Raw genomic sequence first — 20,476 nt, 5'->3', positions numbered from 1 at the left:
CTCTCTTATTTTAATAATTCATCAACAATCTGCCTCACACCTGAATAATAGGCGGCATGATCGGCGTCTAAATATACAATATTATCGGTTACTTCTCTACTCATACGTAATTGATCACTTAAGTGTAGCGCTTGATCATATCGGCAAACCAAACAGCGCTTAGAAATACGAGTAAACTGTTCGCCGATATGAACTGGTTCAGAAAATGGCCGTAAGGGTTGTGCCTGTAATTTGGATAGTGCTTCTTGCGCGTCCTCTTTACTACAATAGTTAAAAAAAACATTGATTAAAGCGGGTGAAAACTGAAGGCGAATTTCTTGTAATGTTTCATCAATAATTAAAAAAGGAGTAAGGTTATTTGATTCGGATTCTTGCGCTATTGAAAACAGTGATTTCTGGTCTTGTGGAACATAGCCGGCGACAAAAATGAGTTCACGAATAGCGTTTGGAATTACTTCGGCAACCTCTGAAATAACTAAACCCGCCATACTATGACCAACAAGTATAACCTGCTCTTGTTGATGTTGAATTAATTGAACAACACTATTCACATAATCAGCAAGACCTATTGAACTGCTTATTTGATTTTTTAAACTACCATGCCCAGGCAAATCAGGTGTAAACACTTTATGCCCTTTCAGGGAAAGCTCTTCTGCAATACGTTTCCAGCACCAAGAGGCATGCCAGGCACCGTGAATTAAGATAAAGGTTTGAGAGTTTTGCATAAAAAAGTACAATTTCACTACGAATCAATTCTAGTAGTTATTTTAAGAAAATTGAGACATGAAGTAAAAGTCCTATAATAGAAAAACAGCCGAACTGACTTTTTGCGGAATGAACACACAAACTGAGTTTTCTAAGGAAGTGCTTAGATTAATTAGGTCAATACCCCGAGGTAAAGTTGTGACTTATGGAGATATTGCCAGACTAGCAGGTCACCCACGAGGAGCACGTGGTGTTGGATGGCTTCTTCATTCCTGTACTCAGAGTCATAACCTTCCCTGGCAACGCGTGCTGAAATCCGGAGGAAAACTGTCATTTTCTGCTGATACCCCCTGTATTTTCTGCAGCAAGACCTATTGGAAAAGGAAGACATTATCATTGTAAATGGTCGAGTTGATTTAAAAATATACTCTTGGGATGGTAAGCCATGACCATTAGAGGCAAGCTGAGAGGCCAATCTTAATTCAGTAATTTAATGAATAACCGTGTGAATTTTTTGTTGTTTCATTTCCACGTTACAACAACATTCTTTAATAATGCTTACTACTTCTTCGAGGTCATCCGTAATATGAATCATTTTCATATCATCATGATAAAGCAAATTATTTTTTAAGGGAAAACTAATTATCCAATCCAACAACGGCTGCCAAAATTCTTTTCCTAGTAAAATAATGGGTACTTTTTTCGGTAATGCATTTTTGTTTATTCTGTATAACTCCACTTGTTTGTGTCTTAGCATGGTAATGATTTCAAAAAGTTCATCGAGGGTGCCGAAACTTCCTGGAAAAAAAATAAATCCGGAAGCATAATTGAGTAAAAGAATTTTGCGAATTAAATAATAATCCACATTGATAGTACCGGCTAAAAACGGGTTATTTTGTACTTTGAACGCTCCTACGGCAATACCAAAAGATCGCTTCTCCGAACTGTTCGCTTCAGATGCACCTCGATTGGCAGCTTCCATAATTCCAGTTCCAGCTCCGGTTAGGATTGATATCTTTTGTTCAACCAATTTTCTCGAGAGTAATCGAGCATTCTGCGCATAACTGCCTTCTTGTTTTGCTTTAGATGACCCTAAAATTGCAACTATGGGGGTTGGCATTTTGGTAATTTGATAGGAAGCCTTAATATTTTGATAGAATACTCGGAACACTCTACCTAAAAGTCTAAAACTACCACCTAAACCGATCATAACCGTATCCTTTCCTGCGGTGCCCTTTCTTTATTGTATATTATTTTTACATTTTTGGAGTCAAATCATTCCAGCAGAAATGACCTGGCCACTGTCTTGAAATAAGCGTTCAAGACAGTGGCTATTTACTGCTCTTCGAGATCCCGCGGGACGTAGAGAGGTGATCAACAGCCATTGATCGCAAAAAGCCTCGACAAACTTAAGGTTTTTGCCAAATAAGAGCGCCAGTATGTCTGTTCAGACAAGTGATATAAGTTTTTGTTCCTTTACGATCTTTAGAAAAAATAAAAACGTAATCACCTGCAATTTGCCATGATAATATCTTCGCATGAAATGGAGCATTCCATAAACGTACTCCAGCATAGGTATAGGCTGTAACATGATCTTCACTATCAAATGTTGAAATAACTATCACAGAATCAGGAGTGAGTTTCATTCGCTCTTGCTGGAAATCATAATCTTCTACCGGAACAGCCAAAGCGTGATCCTCTACTGGAGCAGCAGAAACTTGAGTGAATAAGGAGGCGGAAAATAAAAAGCCCAGTAACATCATTCGAAACAATTTCATATTAAAACCTCTTGAATGTAAATAAAGGGATACGCTTGGTGGTCAACTGCTCCATAAACGTATAAGACAATTCAATTCGAGTATCGAAAGAATCCAACGGAAAATACAATTATTCTCCATTCTTGTAAATAGTTTGACTTTACTGACAATTTAATTGTCTGCAAACGATTAACGTTGTATTCCAACCCTATTGGTTTTAATTCATTAAAATGATTCAAAGAAATCGTGGATTCCTGCTTATGCAGGAATAACCACGTTTGTTTTAGGACCATGAGTCTTGGACCCCACCTAAAAGGATGGATTAAGATTAAAGAGCAATTTCAGGGATAGTGATTTTATCTGCGTCCTCTCCCCCTGGTGGGATAGACTGGAATAACAGTTGACTTGAGTTTGCCTGAGTATACATTTTAGGATCAGGGGGTAAATAATTCCCAGGATTAGCAAAATACCGAGTTATTTCCGTAAAAAGTTTCTCATTTAATGATTGATTTTCCGCTTCAGATAAAACGATAGTTAAAGCCCTATCGAGCCTTTTCGCGGGAATAATATCGATATAATTATCGTTCACAATGTGTGCAAGCACCTCAATTTTGAAATTATTTTTCAATAAAATTTCGATGGCTTTTTGAATATTTGTATGTGCAGAACATTTCTCCATGAAAAGACGCAATTGATTTAGCGCTTTTAAAGAATCTGAAACATGTCCTAATTGTATTTTCAACTCCTCTAGTTGCAGATCGTGTTGATTTGCAAGTTGCAAAATCAGCGTATTAAATTTATTTTTATTTGCCTGAAGAATCACAGGATATTCCTTTTTATCCGGATCTATTAATTGACAAAGTACGTCATGTATTAAAAAAAGTAATGCTAATTTTTGAGTCACATTACTCACTGTTTGAGGATCACTCAACTGCAATTGTCGAATTGTGCTATCAATTGCCTCCTTACCTACACGTGACTGTGATAATGCAGGAAGCGCGTTAAATAGACCAGCTAAAGTCTTCCTATCCTTCACGTAACGATTGAGTAACTCAATCATAGTGCGATAATGGAGAAAATACTCCTCCTGATTTTCAGGGAATTTCCCTTCTATGGCATTACTAAAGGTCTCATTAGTCCAATTGATAAACTGCTTTTGAAGCGCATTGTACCAGGAGTAATGGGGAGCCAATTGTTTAGCCAATGCATTGAACTGAGTAATACAGAAATGTTGCTTATTAAACAATTGCACAAATTGCGGTAATTGTGGGTACCAGGCTTTAGGATCCATCTGCACTTGTTTTTCTAATTCCTGACGCATCACTTTGATTATTTCAGGATCAGACCCTTTGCTTTCCAATGCTAATAAAGCAGTAATATTTTGTTTGAAAAGTCCTATTTGTGTACATGCTAAAGCCTGACTCTGCGTCAATTGGAGCGGAATTACCTGAGCCAGCATTTGAAAGCGTCTTTGCCAAAGAGTAGGCAAGGAAGGATAAGTCATTCTCAAAGGAGCAGTGAGCTGTTGATGATGTAAGATCAGACGAATGCAGGCATCCGCATCGTATTCTTCATATAAATTAAAACGTAACAGATCGAAAATAAATGAGCTTTTAATATTTTTTACAATTGTAGGAAGCATGGTTTTGAACCGTTTATATTCTTCGGCGCTTGCAGCAGAACGTAATTCATTAAACTGATTCAGCCATATCTTCAATGTTGCTTTTCTTGATTGTCTATTTTCTACTTCTGTTGCTTGTTCCTTTTGCTTAACGAGATCATCAAGTGGTTGCTCTATCCATTCTTTTAGGTCTTCCGCAGTTATCTGTTCCGTCTTTTTCTTTTTAGCTGGGGTTGCAAGAACAGTTTCATCTGTATCTTCTCGAACTGCGCTTAAAGCCTCTTGAAAAACGGTTAAAACTTGTTCCGGTTTCATTCTTTGTGTTTTATCAGGATGAAGTGCACTTCTGAGTGCATCCGTTAATTGTTCCTCTAGTCTTGGATCAAAATCCATCTCGCTGAAGATACCTGTAAAATCAGGATTTTTTGTATCTTCAAGTGCATTGATACTATCTCGCTTGGGTGCACCTGCTAACTCAGTGATACAAACAAATAATGCATATAAGTCACTTTGAATATCATAGTTCATAGGCTTTCCATCTCGATTAGCAAGCCACATATCAGTATCCCATGCCATTCGATTGCCATAACTTTCTAAGGTAGAGTATGGCTCATCTTTTTTTATTGTTTTGGCTAAACCCATGTCAATTACCGTGATTGTCCATTCACTATGCCCATTCTCTTCATCTTTATTGAGTTGAGCCATAATGTTTTCTGTTTTTAGATCACAATGAATTATCGTTCGGCCTTGGTGTTTTCCGGCAGTCACTGTTCGATGAATTTGTTTGGGAACTTCTTCGATTAACGTACAAGCAAGACTTAAAAATTCCTCGCCAGAGAGTTGATCCAAATAAAAATCAAGAGTACGCCCAGGAGCACGATTCATATGCAAGTAAGAAAATTGTTCCGTTTTGACTAAGTTATAGTGTATTCCTAAAGTTGGATGCTGGCTTCCCAGATATTGTTCTCTATTCGCTACGCGAACATACCAGTTCGGTTTATTCGGTTTATCACTCAACTCTTTTTGATCCGCATGCATCTGTTTTATTACATAGGAACCTGATTCATCAAAAACACCGCCGTCTTCTTGAGGAATGATGGACTTGATCACCGGGAAAACATTCCCAAAACTGCCTTTATCTTCAGAACTCGGTTCAAAAACATCTAAACGTCTTGGAGGTGCATCAGAGCGTACTAATGGATCGGCTATGAATTGAAGCACTGGTAAGGTGAGCACATAACGTGATGCTTCTCCAGCTGATGTAGGTAGAGAATAGACGTTATAAGCCTCTAATAACCCTGGATTAGCTCCGTGGACTGAATTCATAAGTGCTACAACAACAGGAATATTTTCAGGTAAAGTGGGATTAAGGTAATGAATAGGATTAGCCATGGTTTATTTCACTCAATACGGTATATAAAAACAAACAATGTGTTACATTATAACATAATGGTCTTTTTTATTCCATTTTATTGGCTAACCATTTGATTATTGCGCACTATTATTGACCTTGCCCCCTTAGATTTGGGTCAAGGCTCATAGAAGTCAGGTTAAGGACAATATACCCTCTCCACCTTATTGCCAAACTGAATGTATGTCATTTCTGCACAGGAATGACATACCATTTTTTTAACAGCTCACTTGGGAAAGGGGGCCGAGGGAAATTTACCCCATATCTGATCCGACATTTACTCATGAGATATTTTTTGGAGGAGTTAATTCAAGAGCAGTGATTTCATCGGAGTCCTTTGCCTCTTGTGGCTTTGGCTGGAATAACATATGAGCAAAATTCTCCTGAGTATGAATTTTAGGCTCAGGTGGAAAGTATCTCCCAGGCATAGCAAAATACCGAGTCATTTCGGCAAAAATCCTCTCATTTCGTGTTGAGAATTCTTGCAATGATTGATTTGCTTCTTCTGACAGAACGATATCTAAACCTCTATCAAGTCGTTTCGCATCACTGACTTTTATATAATTATCGTTGACAATGTTTGCAAGTGATTCGATTTTAAAGTTATGTTTTAATAAAATTTCGATGGCTTTCTGAATGTTCGGGTATGTAGAACACTTATCCATGAAAAGACGCAATTGATTTAGCGCTTTTAAAGAACCGGATATATTTCCTAATTGTATTACCAACTCCCCTTTTGGCGGATCTTGTTGATTAAGTTGGCGGATAATTGCGATGAATTGGGCACTATTCGTCTGCATAATCGAATCATATTCTTTTTTATCCCTATCTATTAATTGATAAAACACATCATGTATTAAAAAAAGTAAAACTAATTTTTGAGTCAGATTAATAACAGTTTGGGTATCACTCAATTTAAGTTGTCGAATTGCAATATCAATTGACTCCTCACCTATAATTGACTGTGATAAATCAGGAAGCGCATTAAATAGACCAGTTAAAGTTTCTCTATCCTGCGAACACCTATCGAGTAGCGCAATCATGGAGTGGTAATGGGAAAAATACCCCTGAATTTCAGGAAACTTTCCTTGTATGGCCTGATTAAAGATCTCATTAGTCCAATCTATAAATTGCTGTTGAAAATCCTTTTTCCAAGAGCAATGCGGAATCAATTGATTAGCCAATGCATTCACCTGAGTGATACAGTCATATTGATGATTAAAAAGTTGCACAAATTGGGGTAATTGTTGGTACCAAACTTTAGGATCCAACTGCAATTGCGTTTCTAATTCCTGACGCATTACTTTGATTATTTCAGGATCAGACTCTTTGCTTTCCAATGCTAATAAAGCAGTAATATTTTGTTTGAAAAGTCCTATTTGTGTACATGCTAAAGCCTGACTCTGCGTCAATTGCAGTGGAATTACTCGAGCCAGCATTTGGAAGCGTTTTTGCCAAAGGCCAGGTAAGGTTGGATAATCTTTTTTTAAAGGAGCAGTAAGTTGTTCATGGCGTAAGATCAGACGAATGCAGGCATCCGCATCGTATTCTTCATATAAATTAAAACGTAGCAGATCGGAAATATATGAGCCTTTAATATTTTTTCTGACCGTAGGAAGCATCGTTTTGAATCGTTCGTATTCTTCGGGGCTTGCGGCAGAACGTAATTCATTAAACTGATTCAGCCATTTTTTTAGAGTTATTTTTCTTGGCTGTCGATTATATTCCTCTACTGCTTGTTCTTTTTCCTTAGCCATCTCTTCAAGTGGTAGCTCGATACATTGTTTTAAGTCTTCAGCAGTTATTTGGTCCGTTTTTCTCTTTTTGGCTGGTGTGTTAAAGAGGGTTTCTTCTGCATTTTCTCGAACTGTGTTTAAAGCCTCTTGAAAAACGGTTAGGGCTTGTTCTGGTTTCATTCTTTGCAATTTATCAGGATGGAGTGTGCCTCTGAGTGTATCTGTTAATTTCTCAGCTAGTTTTGGATCAAAGCCCATATTACCAAAGATGCCTATAAAATCAGGGTGTTGAGTCATTTCAAGACCTCTTTCAAGCGCCATTTTCTTATGCTCATCTGCGGTCAACTTTTCAATCGATTCTTCGGTTGATTCCTCAGTTATTTCGGTTCCATCCCGACTTGGCGCGCCTGCTAGCTCACTGATGCAAACAAATAATGCATATATATCACTTTGAATATCATAGCTCTTGAGCGTTCCAAGCAAACTCGCAAGAAACATGTTTGTATCCCATGCCATTCGATTACCATGGTTCCGTAAGGTAGAGTAATGCCCATCTTTGCTTATTGTTTTGGCTAAACCCATATCAATCACCGTGACTGTCCATTCACTATGCCCATTCTCTTCATTTTTATTGAGCTGAGCCATAATGTTGTCTGGTTTTAGATCACAATGAATCATCGTTCGGCCCTGGTGTTTGCCGGAAGAAACTATTCGATGAATTTGTTTGGGAACTTCTTCGATTAACGTACAAGCAAGACTTAGAAACTCCTCACCAGAAAGTTGATCTATATAAAAATCAAGAGTGCGTCCAGGAGCGCGATTCATATGCAAGTAAGAAAATTGTTCCGTTTTGACTAAGTTATAGTGTATTCCTAAAGTTGGATGCTGGCTTCCCAGATATTGTTCTCTATTCGCTACGCGAACATACATATTCGGTTTGTTAGGTTTATCACTCAATCGATTGTGATGAGCACGCATCTGTTTTATTACATAAGCGCCTGATTCATCAAAATAACCGCCTTCTCCTTGTGGAATGATGGATTTGATCACCGGGAAAACATTGCCGAAACAGCCCTTATCGTCAGAACTCGGTTCAAAAACATCTAAACGTCTTGGTGGTGCATCAGAGCGTACTAATGGATCGGCTATGAATTGAAGCACTGGTAAGGTGAGCACATAGCGTGATGCTTCTCCAGCTGATGTAGGTAGAGAATAGACGTTATAAGCTTCCAATAACCCTGGATTAGCTCCGTGGACTGAATTCATAAGTGCTACAACAACAGGAATATTTTCAGGTAGAGTGGGATTAAGGTAATGAATAGGATTAGCCATAGTTTATACACTCAACACGGTATATAAAAACAACGATGTGTTATATTGTAACATAATGGTCTTTTTTAATCCACATTATTAACTAACCATTTGTTTATTCAGTGCTATTTATTGTATTGATAAGCCTATTTTCATGATGTTCCTAGTTTAATTATGGAATGTTATGAATGTGCTTAAGCAACTAAATTTACCTTTATTTTTTCTTGAAAAAGTCTTTTGCACGGATCATAGAATCACATCAAAGAAAAGCTTAATATGGAGATTTAAACATTGATTTTCGAGGGAATGATGAAAGAACTAATTGAGGCTATGGTATCTAACCCGGATGAATTTATCCGCTTAATTTCAGAAAAACCGGGTGGTTTTTCCCTAGAATATGCTGCTTATTTAGATTCTATTGACCCTTTAAACAGTGTACATGAATTATTTGAGTTTGAGGGTTTGACACCTTTTGCGGGCCATTCTTTAGGACCTGTATTCAAACCAGCTGTGAAAGAAATAGAGCGCATTAATAAGTTGCAAGCAACCCAGTTACATGAGGGACATTTTCCCGAAACTCGCGAACATGGAGGTAATTGGTTTGATTGTGATATTGATGAGGAAGCAATCAATGCAATGCAGGAAATTTTAGGCTTTTCTGAGCCCTGTGAATTTCTCTATACTCAGGAAGGCTTATCTTCTAATCTAGGTCGATTGGTGGATACTTTTTACCGACCCACATTATTTGATTGGCAATCAGGAAAAACAGGGTTTTGTCATTTGGGAAAAGAATTTTTTTCAGATCAAGCAGTGATTGAATCAGTCTTAAAAAGAGGGATACAAACAGCTAAGAATTTTGGTGTATTTAGTGATCCGAAACAGGTACCCAATCCCACGACCCTGACCCTAAAAATCCTTCCTGATGAAAAAGGACTCTATAGCGAAGAGGCCGTTATTCATTTTGTCAAAAAACATGCTGCACAAATACAAATCCTACACTTATCGGACATAGTATTCAGTACGGGACAACGTCTTGATATCACACATATTTTAACCGCACTAAAGGATACGATAGAGCAATACCATATCATTGTTGGCTTGGATTTAGCGCATACAGTAGGAAATAGAACTTTAAATCTACGCGAATTACCCGTCACTTATGCAGTGGGTTGTGGTTATAAGCATATTTGTGGTTCAGCAGGCAGTGGCTTTGGCATTTATGTTAACAAAAATACAGACTTGGAAAAATATCCACCCATTCAAGGATGGAAAGCAGCAGCTTCCGACAAAGTTTTTGACTTAATTGATGGTTACGACTCTAAAATCATGATGCAAAAAGGAGCCTGGGCTTTCAGATGCAGCAATCCCTCACCTGTTGCCCTTGCACCCGTAAAAACCTATATCAAAACAATGAGTCAGGTAGGTTGGAATAAATTAAATGCCAAATCTGAATGTCTTACTCGTTATATGCACGCTCTAATACAACAACATTTAGGCGATAAAATTGAGTGGATTACCCCTGACGATCCTAAAAAACGAGGAGCCATGTTGGTTTTTCGTGTTAAGGAAATGAGTGATGTGAAACAGATAGAGGCTTTATTAAAAAAGACTAGTGACTTGGGAATGTTCGAAATAGACGTCCGCCCTCCGAACAATATTCGCGTTACGGCACATTATGGATATACCCAGTTTACTGATATTCATAAAATGGTTTCACGCCTCGAACAGGTTGTTCATCTATTGCTGGAACAAAAAAAGCTAGACACTTTAACTTTAACCTCGATAAAGCAACGCAGGCAAAGTGGTTTTTTCGAGCAACAAATTGGAGAAACAGCTCCTTCTGACCAGCAGCACGCTCAAGCAAATAATGGAGTTTTTAACCCATAGTTTTATATCCCAATCCGGTGTGAAGAAGATGCACTTATGCGTGTAGAAATTTTGAAACCTACAGTTTAACGAATTAGGTTTTGCACTCTTGGTTAGCCCCGGAAAATGGGAAGGAGTGCCATATTGTAGCACAAGGCACCGACGCTTCGGTGCCTTAGCCTCATTGTAATTGACCTTTTCTAAACGAGTGTTTTTAATGGATACAAATAAAAAAAGTTACATGGTTTACTTACATCCCTTTTTACCATGGTTTCATTTTCATTAGAAAAGGAGATAGTTCAAAGACTCCTTGCTGATCTGCAGGTTCAACTTCCATATCAGAAATATCTTTGTTTTGATTGGCTGCATCGTCCATAAGATGCTTATTTTTATCAGTTGGTTTTGGCTCCATTGACAAAGGGGTTGGAGCAAAATTTTTAGTTTCCTTGTGCTCAGCCTTCATTTGGAATTTCGGACTTGGTGTGGGCAGTAAATTATTAGCCAACTGCTGGATAAATTCATCATATAGCTTTAATGTAGGCAAACTTATGCAAAGTGAAACTATATTTCCTTCGTCATCTTGAGTCATGTTGAGGCAATCATCGGATAAATGATGTTTTTCTTGAAGAGCATTGAATTCTTTTAAAATAGCCTTCATGAATTTTTTAACTCTTCTCTTTGTTCTTCAGGTAATGAATTAGGATCACACTGTAAATTAATAGTCAGAGTCATCGATTTTCGGTCATTATTAATAACCAATAACCCTTTAGCAACTAACTCAGCAATGACGCCCGGATCAAAACTTTTTTCATCTGACTGAGACTCTGGATCAAACTCTTCACCATCTTCCATTGAACTGAACTCACCTATTAATTCTTCAGTATTATCAACTAAGTGGTCTGCCTTGATCAAAGATTCATCATTACCATAGCCGAATTTTTCTTCTGATGTATTATCAGAACCATCTCCGCCACCGCCTCCACCGCCGCCATGTCCGAAACAACGAGGGGTTGGAGCGGTTTCTTTAAAACAAATCCGACAACGTATCTTTGCTGATTCAGCAGCGGCCTCTTTCTTTTCTGCTTCTTTATTTAATTGTTGTAAAGCGAATCCTGTGGAAGAGGTTTGGGGGTCGCTTGTTGGTCCAGAGGCGCGCTGATGATCGTCTTTTTTCATGAGGAATACCCAATCCAAATTTATCAATAATGGAACAATTGTATATAAAAATTTAATCTATCTGCGTATTAGCTACTGGGTTTTACGATTTTTTTACGAGAATACATTCCCAACAAAAAAGTTGATTTAGCGCATAAGGAACGTTTTACAATCAAGTTATTCTAGGGCGCTCTAACCTATGGATCTGCTTTTGGCATTAACTTGTTCTTCAAAACGATTAAAACATTTTTACGTTCTGCGCAATTTAAATAACACTTGATTAATTAAAGATCTCTTGATAGGATTTGGCGCAAGAAATCGGCTGATGTAGCTAATCTCTGAGTCTTCCTGAGTTACATCGTTTTCGAAAGATTTTGCTGAAGGCTCCTCAATAATTTTTTTATAAAACTACTTCATAAGAATTCTTATGTTTTGAGGAGCCTTTACCATGTTTTTTAATCGTCATGACAAAAATATCCATATCGCATCTGTCCAATCTAAAAAATTAAATGCACTACATTCCATGCTGTCGTCAAAATTGGATTGGTCTGATTTTATCCTATTGAGCACGATGTTCTTAGAGGAAAAGATCGGCGATTCAATAAAAAATGAATTGCATGCTATTCAAGTTATGTACTTAAAAAATCAAAAGACCGACGCAATACAATTGATAGTACAAATTTGCCGAGATCACAAAGAAATATCTGATGATGAACGCTCTTTGATCCAATCCCAAGTTTCAACATTGACCGATAATCCGCTTGCGCTTGATAGTAGACGCTATTTCGAAACCCGATTCGCTTTAGAGTTATGGAACAGCCTTAACGAAGCGGAATTTGAAACCATCACAAAACTCTCTGCATTAATTAATGAGATTGATCCAACAATTGATATACCTAAAATCGTACAATAGCTTGATGATGCCGAACTCGTCGTTGATCGTATGGAAAAATGCGAACATGTGGCAGAAATAGCTGAAAAAGATAAATCAATTAAGAACTATTCTGCTTTATATAAAGTTAAAGATCGAGGAAAGAACCGATTCGATACCAAAGCAGAAAAAGTATATAGTAGCAATCCCGGGATTATGAAATCTTTGGCATATAATCCTTTCGATGAGGTGACTCCTGCCACAGCGAATCGACTTGCGGATTTAGCGCTTATTAATGAAAATGTGGAACATGGTTATTCAAAATCGCATCCTCATGTTCCTTTTGTCAATTCCTTATCAGGCCATACTATTATTTTTATTATTGTATTAGAACGTTACTTAATTAAGCATCAATCAGACCCCAAAACACTACTTCAATCCGATGTCGATAATCTTATTAAAGCATTTATTGCATTCACCTGGAAAAGAGGATTTCATAGTTTTGAGGAAATGGTAGCGATTTTACATGATCCGAGCATTCAAAATATTATTGCTGCACATGGTATTGATATAAATTTGCCACTCGATGAATCCATTTTATCATCCACTTATAAAAAAGCAGCGGAATATGCTTATCAGGTGCATTTAAAAAGAAATTGCAATCAAGAAGTTCTATCACAAGATACTAAAAATTTAAGTCGTTTAAACTGGAGTTTCGATAAAGACATCTACGAATGTCCTAACATTCAAGATGTTCTAAAATATTGCTTTAGAGAAAGGATCATATTTGTTTTTGATCTTGATAATACGATCATAAGACCAATACGCTCCAAAGATTTAGGCAGCGACCAATGGTTCGAAAAATTATTAGAACATATACAAAAAGTGTTTCCAAATGACAATGACGCATTTGAATTGGCATTGACGCTACGTAACGCCATCCATAAAAATATTAAAGTTGGCGCTGTTGAATCGGATACAATTGCAATTATTCACTTACTGCAAAAATGTCACATCCCAGTCATAGCCTTAACCTCACGAGGCCCTAGCATTATTGATACAACAGAAAAACAAATGCGGGAAATAAAAATTAACTTTTCAAAGCATGGGGAACCAGAGAACTCTTACCATTTATTAGCATCAGGACATCAGACTGCAATGTATCAGAATGGTATTATTTATTGTGATGGTATGAATAAAGGAATTGTTTTGAGAGAATATTTAAAACGTGCTCCTTTGCCAAGAGATATCGTAGTCGTAGACGATTCCAAGAAAAATCTGGTTCGCATTCAACAAGAAACCCAATCAGTAGCAAGTCGTATCACAGGATTACGATATGGTTACCTAGACAGTAAAATGAGTCATTTCGATTTTGGAAAAGCTAATGAATATTTATTGAAAATCAGATCATCTTTCTCAGACTCTGAAAACGAAGCTATCGATAAATTAAACCTTTATTTGACCAAAACACAACCTGATCCTAACAGCAATTGCATCTATTTTTTTAATGGCCCCCGATTAGAAGAATATAAGTCATCAGAATTTGACCGATATCAATCGAATAATTGTTCTATTTTGTAGACCATGTAAATGACTTGCGCAGTACGTCACACATCAAGTAACGGCACAAGATCTAATGAGGAGCTGGGAACGCAGCTCCTCAATTTTTTAAAAAATTGCTTATACACAAAAGAAAGTATCGCCTAATAATGAATTAGAAAAGGCACTGCCAGAAGCGACATCCACGGGCAGTGACAATTTTTCACTGGCATTAATCCTACACTGCAATACCCAATAAGGAACCAATACCAGCACTCACAATCATTGCGAGCGTCCCCCAGACCACCACACGCAATGCTCCTGATACTATGGGCGCTTCGCCAACCTTTGCAGCCACTGCCCCGAGTAATGCTAAAAATAGAACCGCCATCACTGAGATGATTAGAATAAGATGGGTTTGGGGAGCAATAAAAATCATTAATAATGGTAATAATGAACCAACAGTAAAACTGCACGCGGAAAACAATGCTGCTTGAAGAGGACGTGCACTCGAAACTTCGGTAATTCCAAGCTCATCGCGAGCATGGGCGCCCTAATGCATCCTTAGCCATCAATTGCTTTACAACTTTTTTTGCAAGTCCAGGTTCTAGTCCGCGATTAATGTATATAGAAGTGAGCTCCTGTATTTCATTGGGTAAACTTAACTCGAGTTCTTTCTTTTCACGTTTTAGGGCAGACTTTTCTGTATCTGCCTGGGAGCTTACAGAGATATACTCACCCGCAGCCATCGACATCGCACCAGCAATTAATCCTGCAAACCCCGCTATAAGAATTCCATGATATGGCGTGTGCGCAGCAGCAACGCCAATCAATAAGCTTGCAGTAGATATAATACCGTCGTTGGCACCCAATACGGCAGCACGTAACCAACCAACTCGTTCAATTCGATGATATTCTTTATGTTGCATATGCAGCAAAGCTCCTATAAAAAAGGTCTTGGTCAATATGCCGTCAAGTTATTCTCCTGGCATATCTGATTTCTGTTTATAGGCTGCATGCTCAGGAATATCAGTAGCGGAATACACGCTAATGATTTTGAACGGTTTGCTTGCATTAAGATTAATAAAATTATGAGGTATCCCTTGAGGGATAAAGATCATATCCCCTGCTGTAACTGTTGATTTTTTGCCATTAAGCACTGATTTAGCCTGACCTTCTACAACAAAGATGACCTGATCAAATTTATGGGTTTCCATCCCAATCTCATTTTTGGGATTTGTTTTAGGTGTGATATTCATAAAAACAACTTGAGCATCCTTACCTGTTACAAATGCTAGCTTCCAATTTTCATTCTTTTTTGCCATTTCAAAAATTTTAGGTGTAATAACCGCATTTAATTTATTATCAACCGTGCTTTCTTCGGAACCAGCAAATGAGGATGTTGCAATTGCAGTGGACAACAATACTATTGATATAAAAAATCCCTTTATTTTCATAATATTCTCCAAAATATATAGATTTCCAGAAGCGTTTCAATATCGTTAAGAACTACAACCGGCCTATCAACCGTAACGCATCAATATATTTAGTTTAGCATATTGATTAAATTGAACATGAACGCAGAGATGACGAGAAAGAAAGGACTGAATTGTCAGGGCAAATTGAGTCTTGTAAAAATTGATCTAAGCCTTTAATTTGTTTTTTAGCGCTTCAATACTCAACTGCATTTTATAGTGTGGTACTGGATGCCATGATGCTATAAATTCCCCAATGATTTCAAAACCAGCTTTTTTATAAACATGAACCGCTCGCTCATTAGAGATTTCCGGATCAATAAGTACTATTTTCACATCAGAAAGCTGACTCAAAATAAATTCATGAATCATCTGCACTGACAATCCCTTACCGATATAATCCAACCTGCAAATGAATAAATCGAGTGTCATTGCGCCATCAGGATATTCTTCTGATTGCTCCACTTCAGAGGTAATTAAATAAGCAAAGGGAATTTCTTTATCATAGGCTATCCAATGAGTAGCCCAGGGTTCACCATGATTTAAGAATTGATCAAGGTCTTTGATGGTATTGTTTAACCCCTCTCCATGAAGCCATTCATTAATATGCGGTTGATGAATCCAATTTAGAACAAGCTCATGTTGTGATTTATCCACTGGTTTAAAACAAAAGCGAGCCTTATTTGTCGTAACGTTACTCATTCAATAATGTCCAAGATAAATAAAAAAATCGTGAAATTATATCACTGATCTTGCAGCTATGGATTAACCAATTTTCCAATACAGTCATTTGCTATCAGTGAAAAAATTCACTTGAACGCTGTACCAATTGAAATTGGAAAGCAACACCTCGAAGAGTCTGAGTCAAGCGTCTGCTTAAATCTTGAAACAAAGGGGGCATTTCTATAAAGTTGTATTTTAAATACATCTTTATTATAATCATCATCAATCACCTAATCAAAGGAGCCATTATGTCAGCAACTCATAAACCTGCTAAAACCATCAGTGATAAAGTTGCCTTTGGACTTGTGAAATTTTTCCGCTTTTTTGCTGATACCTTTTTTCAAAAACGATATGGAAATCGAGCAATAGTCCTTGAAACAGTTGCCGCGGTACCAGGCATGGTTGGAGCTGCATTACTGCATTTACGTTGCTTAAGAAAAATCAAAAATGATGAGGGGTGGATTAAAACGTTGTTGGATGAAGCAGAAAATGAGCGAATGCATTTGATTACTTTTATGTATATTGCCAAACCTAATTGGTTTGAACGGGTTATTATTTTCATAGCACAAGCTATTTTCGTAGTTTTATATTTGTTGATGTATATTGTTTCATCAAAAACAGCCCATCGCTTCGTGGGTTATCTTGAAGAGGAGGCTGTTGTGAGCTACACCCATTATTTGCAAGAATTAGATGAAGGTCGCATTGAAAATTGCCAGGCTCCTGATATTGCTAAAAAATACTGGAACTTAGATGCTGATGCGCGATTACGTGATGTGCTATTGGCCGTGCGTATTGATGAAGAAGAGCATCGAGATGTAAACCATCAGTTAGCGGATAAATTGGCGAACGAGCGTACCCTTTTGACCAAGCTACATTCAGAGCCTACAGATACTAAGAGCAGCAACCCCTAAGAGACTTATGGATAAGCAAAAATAAGAGGTGCATCATGAGAGCAGAATACAGCGACTTAATGTGTTACAAACACATCGAAATTGATAGTCATGGAAAATTGAAATTTTTCTTGGAAAAACACAGCACTAAAGAAGGAACCTGGGGGCAACTTACCTTGCACGAGGGGGCAATTGATTTTTTATTCCTAAACGGCCAGGGACAAGAACTATCACGCACTCGAGTCAACAAAGAACATCCCCAATTACTCATCTCCCCTGCTGCATGGCATAAAATTATCCCTGTCAGCGAACCTTTTAAGGCAAATCTTGAGTTTTATTGTATGCCCCAACGATATTTCAATAAAAAATACAGTTTAGGAGCAGCACACAGTGATTTAGTGTATGTCTATCAGACTTATTTACGTCATTTGCACGCTGCAACAATTCTTGATGTAGGCTGTGGCTCAGGAAGAAATTTATTGTACTTGGCAAATATGGGTCATAGGGTGACAGGGATTGATCATAATCCCTCAGCTTTGGAAAGCCTTGAGGATATCGCCCATAAAGAAGCATTGTCGGGAGTCAGTACCCTACTCCATGATTTAAATCAACCACTGAGTCTTGAACCAGAACATTATGATTTAGTACTTTCTACTGTTACTCTGCAATTTTTAAATACCCAGCGCATTCCTGAATTGCTCACCGAACTCCAAAAAACCACGAAGAAGAGAGGGTATCACTTTTTATTATTTCCTATTTACTCAGAACTTTATTCAATGCCAGAGTTTTTCACCTTCCTGCCGCAAAAAGAGGCACTCTATCATGTCTATCAAGACAGTGGCTGGTCGATACTTGAATACAAAGAATCAGTAGGTCATTTACATAAACAAGATGAACAGGGAAGACCATTATCCGGTTTGTTTGCTCTTTTGCTCGCGCAAAAAATCGCATAATCACTTATTTAAGGTTCAAGAGAATGGACAATTCATTGGGGTTGTGCAAAACATCAGCCAAAGTATAACGTTCTAAAGTCTTCATGAACGCAGCTTGTGCTTCATGCAAGATTCCCTTTAATTTACATACAGGAGCGATACAGCAGTTGGCTTTTTCTTTATTAAAACAAGGTACCAAATCAAAATGGGGCTCTAATTGAAAAACGAGTTGACCTAAATTAATCGCTTCAGGCTGGGTAGCCATTAAAATACCACCATTCTTACCGCGGATGGTTTTAATCAGTCCAAGTTTGGCTAAATTGTGAATGATTTTAATCATGTGATTGATGGAAATTCCATAAGCTTCTGTTATGTCTTTAATTGTGCACGAGTCTTTACTAAGACCGATATAAATTAAAGCTCGTAATGAATAATCCGTAAATTGCGTGAGTTGCATCATGAATTCCTAATGGTTAGTTGAGACTCTGATTGTTTCTTTTAAAAGGTGCATTTTAAATAAGTCTTTAAGCAGCATACCATGAATCAGTGTATTCGAGCATTGGGAAACCAAAAGGCAGTAAATAGTGTGGTTGATATGGTTTCTCGTCAAATCTTGCGTAATGAGCATGTGAGCCATTTTTTTGATAACATCGATATGGAACAACAAAGCTTAAAACAAAGAGAATTTTTTACTCATTTATAAGCGTTTTTATATAAAATTAAGTTCCATGTCTTTGTGAGGAATGCCAGCATCTTGGTATTCATTACTACAAACCACAAAGCCCAATTTTTCATAAAATGGAATGGCATAGACTTGAGCGCCAAGCTTTGCCTTCTTAACTTGATGATTTTGGCGCAGGTCCTCTATTATAAAGTTCATCAGCAGATGGCCCAACCCTTTTTTTTGGTGGGTCTCCAAAATGGCCACACGCTCAATTTTAGCAAAATCCTCAATGTAACGGACACGTGCAGTACCCACAGGCAACTGATTGAAAAACAAAAGATAATGATCGCTAGTAGAATCCAGTCCATCGACTTCTTCATTAACGGGGATTTTCTGCCCTTCCACAAATACTTGATATCGGATAGCAAGGCAAATTTGAACATCTGTTGCAGCAGAAATTTTTTTTACCGAAATCTCACCGTTTTTCATACTCATAATCTTTCTTGAGGCTCTATTTTTAACGAAAATCAAGTTTAATTGCTGCTTCCCTCAGGTGTCAATCACATCCGGGACGAAACGCTATGCATATATGGGGCTCTAATCCATAACACCTGCAGTCCTGTTTCAATTAAGTGCAACCTATCGAAGATTGATAGATTAAGGGTCATGTAAAAACTACATGATAACCGAGACAAATGCATTGCCAGTATGTAAGGAATTATGTTAATTAGTACCTATTACTTACGGAGTTTGGGTAATTGCTTTTAAGGAGGGAGTTCTATGGATAGACGTTTTTTTTTGATTACTTTAGGTACTATGCTCACTGCAACAGTAATCGCTGCGCCAATTAGTTCTATTGTTACATTGAGTGGTGGAGGCAATGTTGCTCCCGCAACGAGCTTGTCGCTCTCCCTCAGCGGGCTGATACCCGGAGTAAACTATAATGTAGTTTGTTATATCGATACCCAAAATCCTTTTCAATATATTTTATTGGGTAGTACTTTAGCTGACTCAACAAGCATGATTACCTCATACAGCCTGAATGGTAATTATGTCATGCAGGATCAATTACAAGTAGGGCAGAATTTGGTAGTTATTAATGGAACATTTAATAGCCCCTCTAGTAGTACCATTAATTTTACTAATTTGGATCAAACAAATTCATTTAATCTTAATAATTGCTTTGGTATTCCCCAAAAAGTCCCATCACCAAGCACTATTGGAGACGGGTTATGAAAAAAGTATTGATACCCGCTTTAAGTTTGCTAACACAGATTTTTTCGACAAATTTGCAGGCGGCAAATGCCCCAATCCAACAAATTGATATTGCAAATTTACTGGCCAATAATGTTGGTGGTTCTGGTGGCGCTACTGAAACAGCGGTGAATGTCGCGTTTTTAAATGGTGGCGCATTACCCTGTTATACGACCACACTTGCCTATCAGGCAGCAACCTCCATCCGGGCTGGCATAGGCCAAACTTGCCAAGCGCCGATAACGAGCATTACTCTTACCCCAATTGCCAATTCGAATGGCTTAGGGACTATATATGAAACACCACTCTATCCCGTTATGGTGGATAGTAGGTATTATTCAACCCAGATTACAATTAGTCAGAATACAGCACCAACCTTTGACCCTAATAATGGGAATATTTTATTGCTGGGCACAATTCAGACTACAGTGGTGAACCATTTAGGACGGCCTGAACCCTAAAGGCTTGCTGTGACTTAAGACTATGAAAAACCTGATATTGCGCCATTTAAACCAAGATAGGCTTGAGGCACTGATGACTCGCTTTGGGGGTCCGCGTTTAAAAAT

Annotated in this window: 22 protein-coding genes; 9 read left to right on the top strand and 13 right to left on the bottom strand. The window is 37.8% G+C overall.

All coding sequences use genetic code 11. The features are described 5' to 3' along the window. Positions 1 to 5: 5 nt before the first annotated feature. Complete coding sequence (locus EL022_RS08650; RefSeq protein WP_028382065.1) at positions 6 to 725, bottom strand: alpha/beta hydrolase; 720 nt, start codon at positions 723 to 725, stop codon at positions 6 to 8. Between the two features lie 109 nt (positions 726 to 834). Here EL022_RS08650 and EL022_RS08645 point away from each other — a divergent pair, with 109 nt between their 5' ends. After that, on the top strand, positions 835 to 1,107 hold the full coding sequence (locus EL022_RS08645) for an MGMT family protein (protein WP_197718056.1): 273 nt from the start codon (positions 835 to 837) through the stop codon (positions 1,105 to 1,107). Positions 1,108 to 1,195: 88 nt separating this feature from the next. On the opposite strand, the gene EL022_RS08640 is transcribed toward EL022_RS08645, so the two are convergent. From EL022_RS08640 to EL022_RS08625, 4 genes are all read right to left on the bottom strand, one after another. After that, entirely contained in the window at positions 1,196 to 1,915 is a 720-nt protein-coding gene (locus tag EL022_RS08640) for an LOG family protein (protein WP_028382067.1), read from the bottom strand. A gap of 199 nt (positions 1,916 to 2,114) precedes the next feature. Then, complete coding sequence (locus EL022_RS08635; RefSeq protein WP_028382068.1) at positions 2,115 to 2,483, bottom strand: hypothetical protein; 369 nt, start codon at positions 2,481 to 2,483, stop codon at positions 2,115 to 2,117. Positions 2,484 to 2,790: 307 nt separating this feature from the next. Further along, positions 2,791 to 5,475: a protein kinase domain-containing protein gene (locus EL022_RS08630; protein ID WP_028382069.1), complete on the bottom strand. Its 2,685-nt coding sequence runs from the start codon at positions 5,473 to 5,475 to the stop codon at positions 2,791 to 2,793. Positions 5,476 to 5,775: 300 nt separating this feature from the next. After that, on the bottom strand, positions 5,776 to 8,562 hold the full coding sequence (locus EL022_RS08625; protein WP_028382070.1) for a protein kinase domain-containing protein: 2,787 nt from the start codon (positions 8,560 to 8,562) through the stop codon (positions 5,776 to 5,778). A gap of 285 nt (positions 8,563 to 8,847) precedes the next feature. Between EL022_RS08625 and EL022_RS08620 the strand changes: the two genes are divergently transcribed. Further along, positions 8,848 to 10,428 carry an aminotransferase class V-fold PLP-dependent enzyme gene (locus tag EL022_RS08620; protein ID WP_058387561.1) on the top strand — a complete coding sequence of 527 codons (1,581 nt, stop codon included), beginning with the start codon at positions 8,848 to 8,850 and terminating at the stop codon, positions 10,426 to 10,428. 241 nt (positions 10,429 to 10,669) lie between these two features. On the opposite strand, the gene EL022_RS16350 is transcribed toward EL022_RS08620, so the two are convergent. Continuing rightward, on the bottom strand, positions 10,670 to 11,065 hold the full coding sequence (locus tag EL022_RS16350; protein WP_241972145.1) for a hypothetical protein: 396 nt from the start codon (positions 11,063 to 11,065) through the stop codon (positions 10,670 to 10,672). Next, positions 11,062 to 11,583, bottom strand: coding sequence for a hypothetical protein (locus EL022_RS16345; RefSeq protein ID WP_241972144.1), 522 nt, complete (start codon positions 11,581 to 11,583; stop codon positions 11,062 to 11,064). The genes EL022_RS16350 and EL022_RS16345 overlap by 4 nt, the downstream gene beginning before the upstream one ends. Before the next feature lie 427 nt (positions 11,584 to 12,010). Between EL022_RS16345 and EL022_RS08610 the strand changes: the two genes are divergently transcribed. Next, positions 12,011 to 12,475 (top strand): hypothetical protein, encoded by a 465-nt coding sequence (locus EL022_RS08610; protein WP_028382073.1) that lies wholly within the window; start codon positions 12,011 to 12,013, stop codon positions 12,473 to 12,475. Positions 12,476 to 12,523: 48 nt separating this feature from the next. Then, complete coding sequence (locus EL022_RS08605) at positions 12,524 to 14,014, top strand: DUF2608 domain-containing protein (protein WP_164715638.1); 1,491 nt, start codon at positions 12,524 to 12,526, stop codon at positions 14,012 to 14,014. Positions 14,015 to 14,210: 196 nt separating this feature from the next. Here EL022_RS08605 and EL022_RS16835 read toward each other — a convergent pair whose 3' ends face one another. From EL022_RS16835 to EL022_RS08590, 4 genes are all read right to left on the bottom strand, one after another. Further along, positions 14,211 to 14,498, bottom strand: coding sequence for a VIT1/CCC1 transporter family protein (locus tag EL022_RS16835; RefSeq protein WP_479684527.1), 288 nt, complete (start codon positions 14,496 to 14,498; stop codon positions 14,211 to 14,213). 7 nt (positions 14,499 to 14,505) lie between these two features. After that, positions 14,506 to 14,901: a VIT1/CCC1 transporter family protein gene (locus tag EL022_RS16830; RefSeq protein ID WP_277873264.1), complete on the bottom strand. Its 396-nt coding sequence runs from the start codon at positions 14,899 to 14,901 to the stop codon at positions 14,506 to 14,508. A gap of 48 nt (positions 14,902 to 14,949) precedes the next feature. Then, positions 14,950 to 15,429, bottom strand: a complete 480-nt coding sequence (locus tag EL022_RS08595; RefSeq protein WP_028382076.1) for a cupin domain-containing protein — start codon at positions 15,427 to 15,429, stop codon at positions 14,950 to 14,952. 186 nt (positions 15,430 to 15,615) lie between these two features. After that, on the bottom strand, positions 15,616 to 16,149 hold the full coding sequence (locus tag EL022_RS08590) for a GNAT family N-acetyltransferase (protein WP_028382077.1): 534 nt from the start codon (positions 16,147 to 16,149) through the stop codon (positions 15,616 to 15,618). A gap of 269 nt (positions 16,150 to 16,418) precedes the next feature. Here EL022_RS08590 and EL022_RS08585 point away from each other — a divergent pair, with 269 nt between their 5' ends. Then, on the top strand, positions 16,419 to 17,081 hold the full coding sequence (locus EL022_RS08585) for an alternative oxidase (RefSeq protein ID WP_028382078.1): 663 nt from the start codon (positions 16,419 to 16,421) through the stop codon (positions 17,079 to 17,081). Between the two features lie 35 nt (positions 17,082 to 17,116). Beyond that, positions 17,117 to 18,013, top strand: a complete 897-nt coding sequence (tehB, locus tag EL022_RS08580) for an SAM-dependent methyltransferase TehB (RefSeq protein WP_028382079.1) — start codon at positions 17,117 to 17,119, stop codon at positions 18,011 to 18,013. Positions 18,014 to 18,017: 4 nt separating this feature from the next. Here tehB and EL022_RS08575 read toward each other — a convergent pair whose 3' ends face one another. Beyond that, the gene (locus EL022_RS08575; protein ID WP_028382080.1) at positions 18,018 to 18,449 is read right to left on the bottom strand and encodes an Rrf2 family transcriptional regulator; all 432 of its coding nucleotides are present in this window, start codon (positions 18,447 to 18,449) and stop codon (positions 18,018 to 18,020) included. An 81-nt stretch (positions 18,450 to 18,530) separates the two neighbouring features. Here EL022_RS08575 and EL022_RS16065 point away from each other — a divergent pair, with 81 nt between their 5' ends. Further along, positions 18,531 to 18,695 (top strand): globin family protein, encoded by a 165-nt coding sequence (locus EL022_RS16065; RefSeq protein WP_155832656.1) that lies wholly within the window; start codon positions 18,531 to 18,533, stop codon positions 18,693 to 18,695. Positions 18,696 to 18,701: 6 nt separating this feature from the next. Here the strand turns inward: EL022_RS16065 and EL022_RS08570 are convergent, their stop codons facing one another. Beyond that, positions 18,702 to 19,145: a GNAT family N-acetyltransferase gene (locus EL022_RS08570; RefSeq protein ID WP_035901183.1), complete on the bottom strand. Its 444-nt coding sequence runs from the start codon at positions 19,143 to 19,145 to the stop codon at positions 18,702 to 18,704. Between the two features lie 291 nt (positions 19,146 to 19,436). Between EL022_RS08570 and EL022_RS08565 the strand changes: the two genes are divergently transcribed. Both EL022_RS08565 and EL022_RS08560 read left to right on the top strand, forming a co-directional pair. Then, positions 19,437 to 19,892, top strand: a complete 456-nt coding sequence (locus EL022_RS08565; RefSeq protein WP_028382082.1) for a hypothetical protein — start codon at positions 19,437 to 19,439, stop codon at positions 19,890 to 19,892. After that, positions 19,889 to 20,371 carry a hypothetical protein gene (locus EL022_RS08560; RefSeq protein ID WP_028382083.1) on the top strand — a complete coding sequence of 161 codons (483 nt, stop codon included), beginning with the start codon at positions 19,889 to 19,891 and terminating at the stop codon, positions 20,369 to 20,371. The genes EL022_RS08565 and EL022_RS08560 overlap by 4 nt, the downstream gene beginning before the upstream one ends. Positions 20,372 to 20,476 lie beyond the last annotated feature (105 nt).

This window comes from Legionella cherrii (assembly GCF_900635815.1).
GTDB lineage: Bacteria > Pseudomonadota > Gammaproteobacteria > Legionellales > Legionellaceae > Legionella > Legionella cherrii.
This window is presented reverse-complemented; position numbering and strand designations above follow the sequence as displayed.

Excerpts from the sequence above, each read along its gene's own strand:
- EL022_RS08650 (WP_028382065.1), bottom strand. The coding sequence starts at position 725 with ATGCAAAACTCTCAAACCTTTATCTTAATTCACGGTGCCTGGCATGCC.
- EL022_RS08645 (WP_197718056.1), top strand. The coding sequence starts at position 835 with ATGAACACACAAACTGAGTTTTCTAAGGAAGTGCTTAGATTAATTAGG.
- EL022_RS08640 (WP_028382067.1), bottom strand. The coding sequence starts at position 1,915 with ATGATCGGTTTAGGTGGTAGTTTTAGACTTTTAGGTAGAGTGTTCCGA.
- EL022_RS08635 (WP_028382068.1), bottom strand. The coding sequence starts at position 2,483 with ATGAAATTGTTTCGAATGATGTTACTGGGCTTTTTATTTTCCGCCTCC.
- EL022_RS08630 (WP_028382069.1), bottom strand. The coding sequence starts at position 5,475 with ATGGCTAATCCTATTCATTACCTTAATCCCACTTTACCTGAAAATATT.
- EL022_RS08625 (WP_028382070.1), bottom strand. The coding sequence starts at position 8,562 with ATGGCTAATCCTATTCATTACCTTAATCCCACTCTACCTGAAAATATT.
- EL022_RS08620 (WP_058387561.1), top strand. The coding sequence starts at position 8,848 with ATGATGAAAGAACTAATTGAGGCTATGGTATCTAACCCGGATGAATTT.
- EL022_RS16350 (WP_241972145.1), bottom strand. The coding sequence starts at position 11,065 with ATGAAGGCTATTTTAAAAGAATTCAATGCTCTTCAAGAAAAACATCAT.
- EL022_RS16345 (WP_241972144.1), bottom strand. The coding sequence starts at position 11,583 with ATGAAAAAAGACGATCATCAGCGCGCCTCTGGACCAACAAGCGACCCC.
- EL022_RS08610 (WP_028382073.1), top strand. The coding sequence starts at position 12,011 with ATGTTTTTTAATCGTCATGACAAAAATATCCATATCGCATCTGTCCAA.
- EL022_RS16830 (WP_277873264.1), bottom strand. The coding sequence starts at position 14,901 with ATGCAACATAAAGAATATCATCGAATTGAACGAGTTGGTTGGTTACGT.
- EL022_RS08595 (WP_028382076.1), bottom strand. The coding sequence starts at position 15,429 with ATGAAAATAAAGGGATTTTTTATATCAATAGTATTGTTGTCCACTGCA.
- EL022_RS08590 (WP_028382077.1), bottom strand. The coding sequence starts at position 16,149 with ATGAGTAACGTTACGACAAATAAGGCTCGCTTTTGTTTTAAACCAGTG.
- EL022_RS08585 (WP_028382078.1), top strand. The coding sequence starts at position 16,419 with ATGTCAGCAACTCATAAACCTGCTAAAACCATCAGTGATAAAGTTGCC.
- tehB (WP_028382079.1), top strand. The coding sequence starts at position 17,117 with ATGAGAGCAGAATACAGCGACTTAATGTGTTACAAACACATCGAAATT.
- EL022_RS08575 (WP_028382080.1), bottom strand. The coding sequence starts at position 18,449 with ATGCAACTCACGCAATTTACGGATTATTCATTACGAGCTTTAATTTAT.
- EL022_RS16065 (WP_155832656.1), top strand. The coding sequence starts at position 18,531 with ATGAATCAGTGTATTCGAGCATTGGGAAACCAAAAGGCAGTAAATAGT.
- EL022_RS08570 (WP_035901183.1), bottom strand. The coding sequence starts at position 19,145 with ATGAAAAACGGTGAGATTTCGGTAAAAAAAATTTCTGCTGCAACAGAT.
- EL022_RS08565 (WP_028382082.1), top strand. The coding sequence starts at position 19,437 with ATGGATAGACGTTTTTTTTTGATTACTTTAGGTACTATGCTCACTGCA.
- EL022_RS08560 (WP_028382083.1), top strand. The coding sequence starts at position 19,889 with ATGAAAAAAGTATTGATACCCGCTTTAAGTTTGCTAACACAGATTTTT.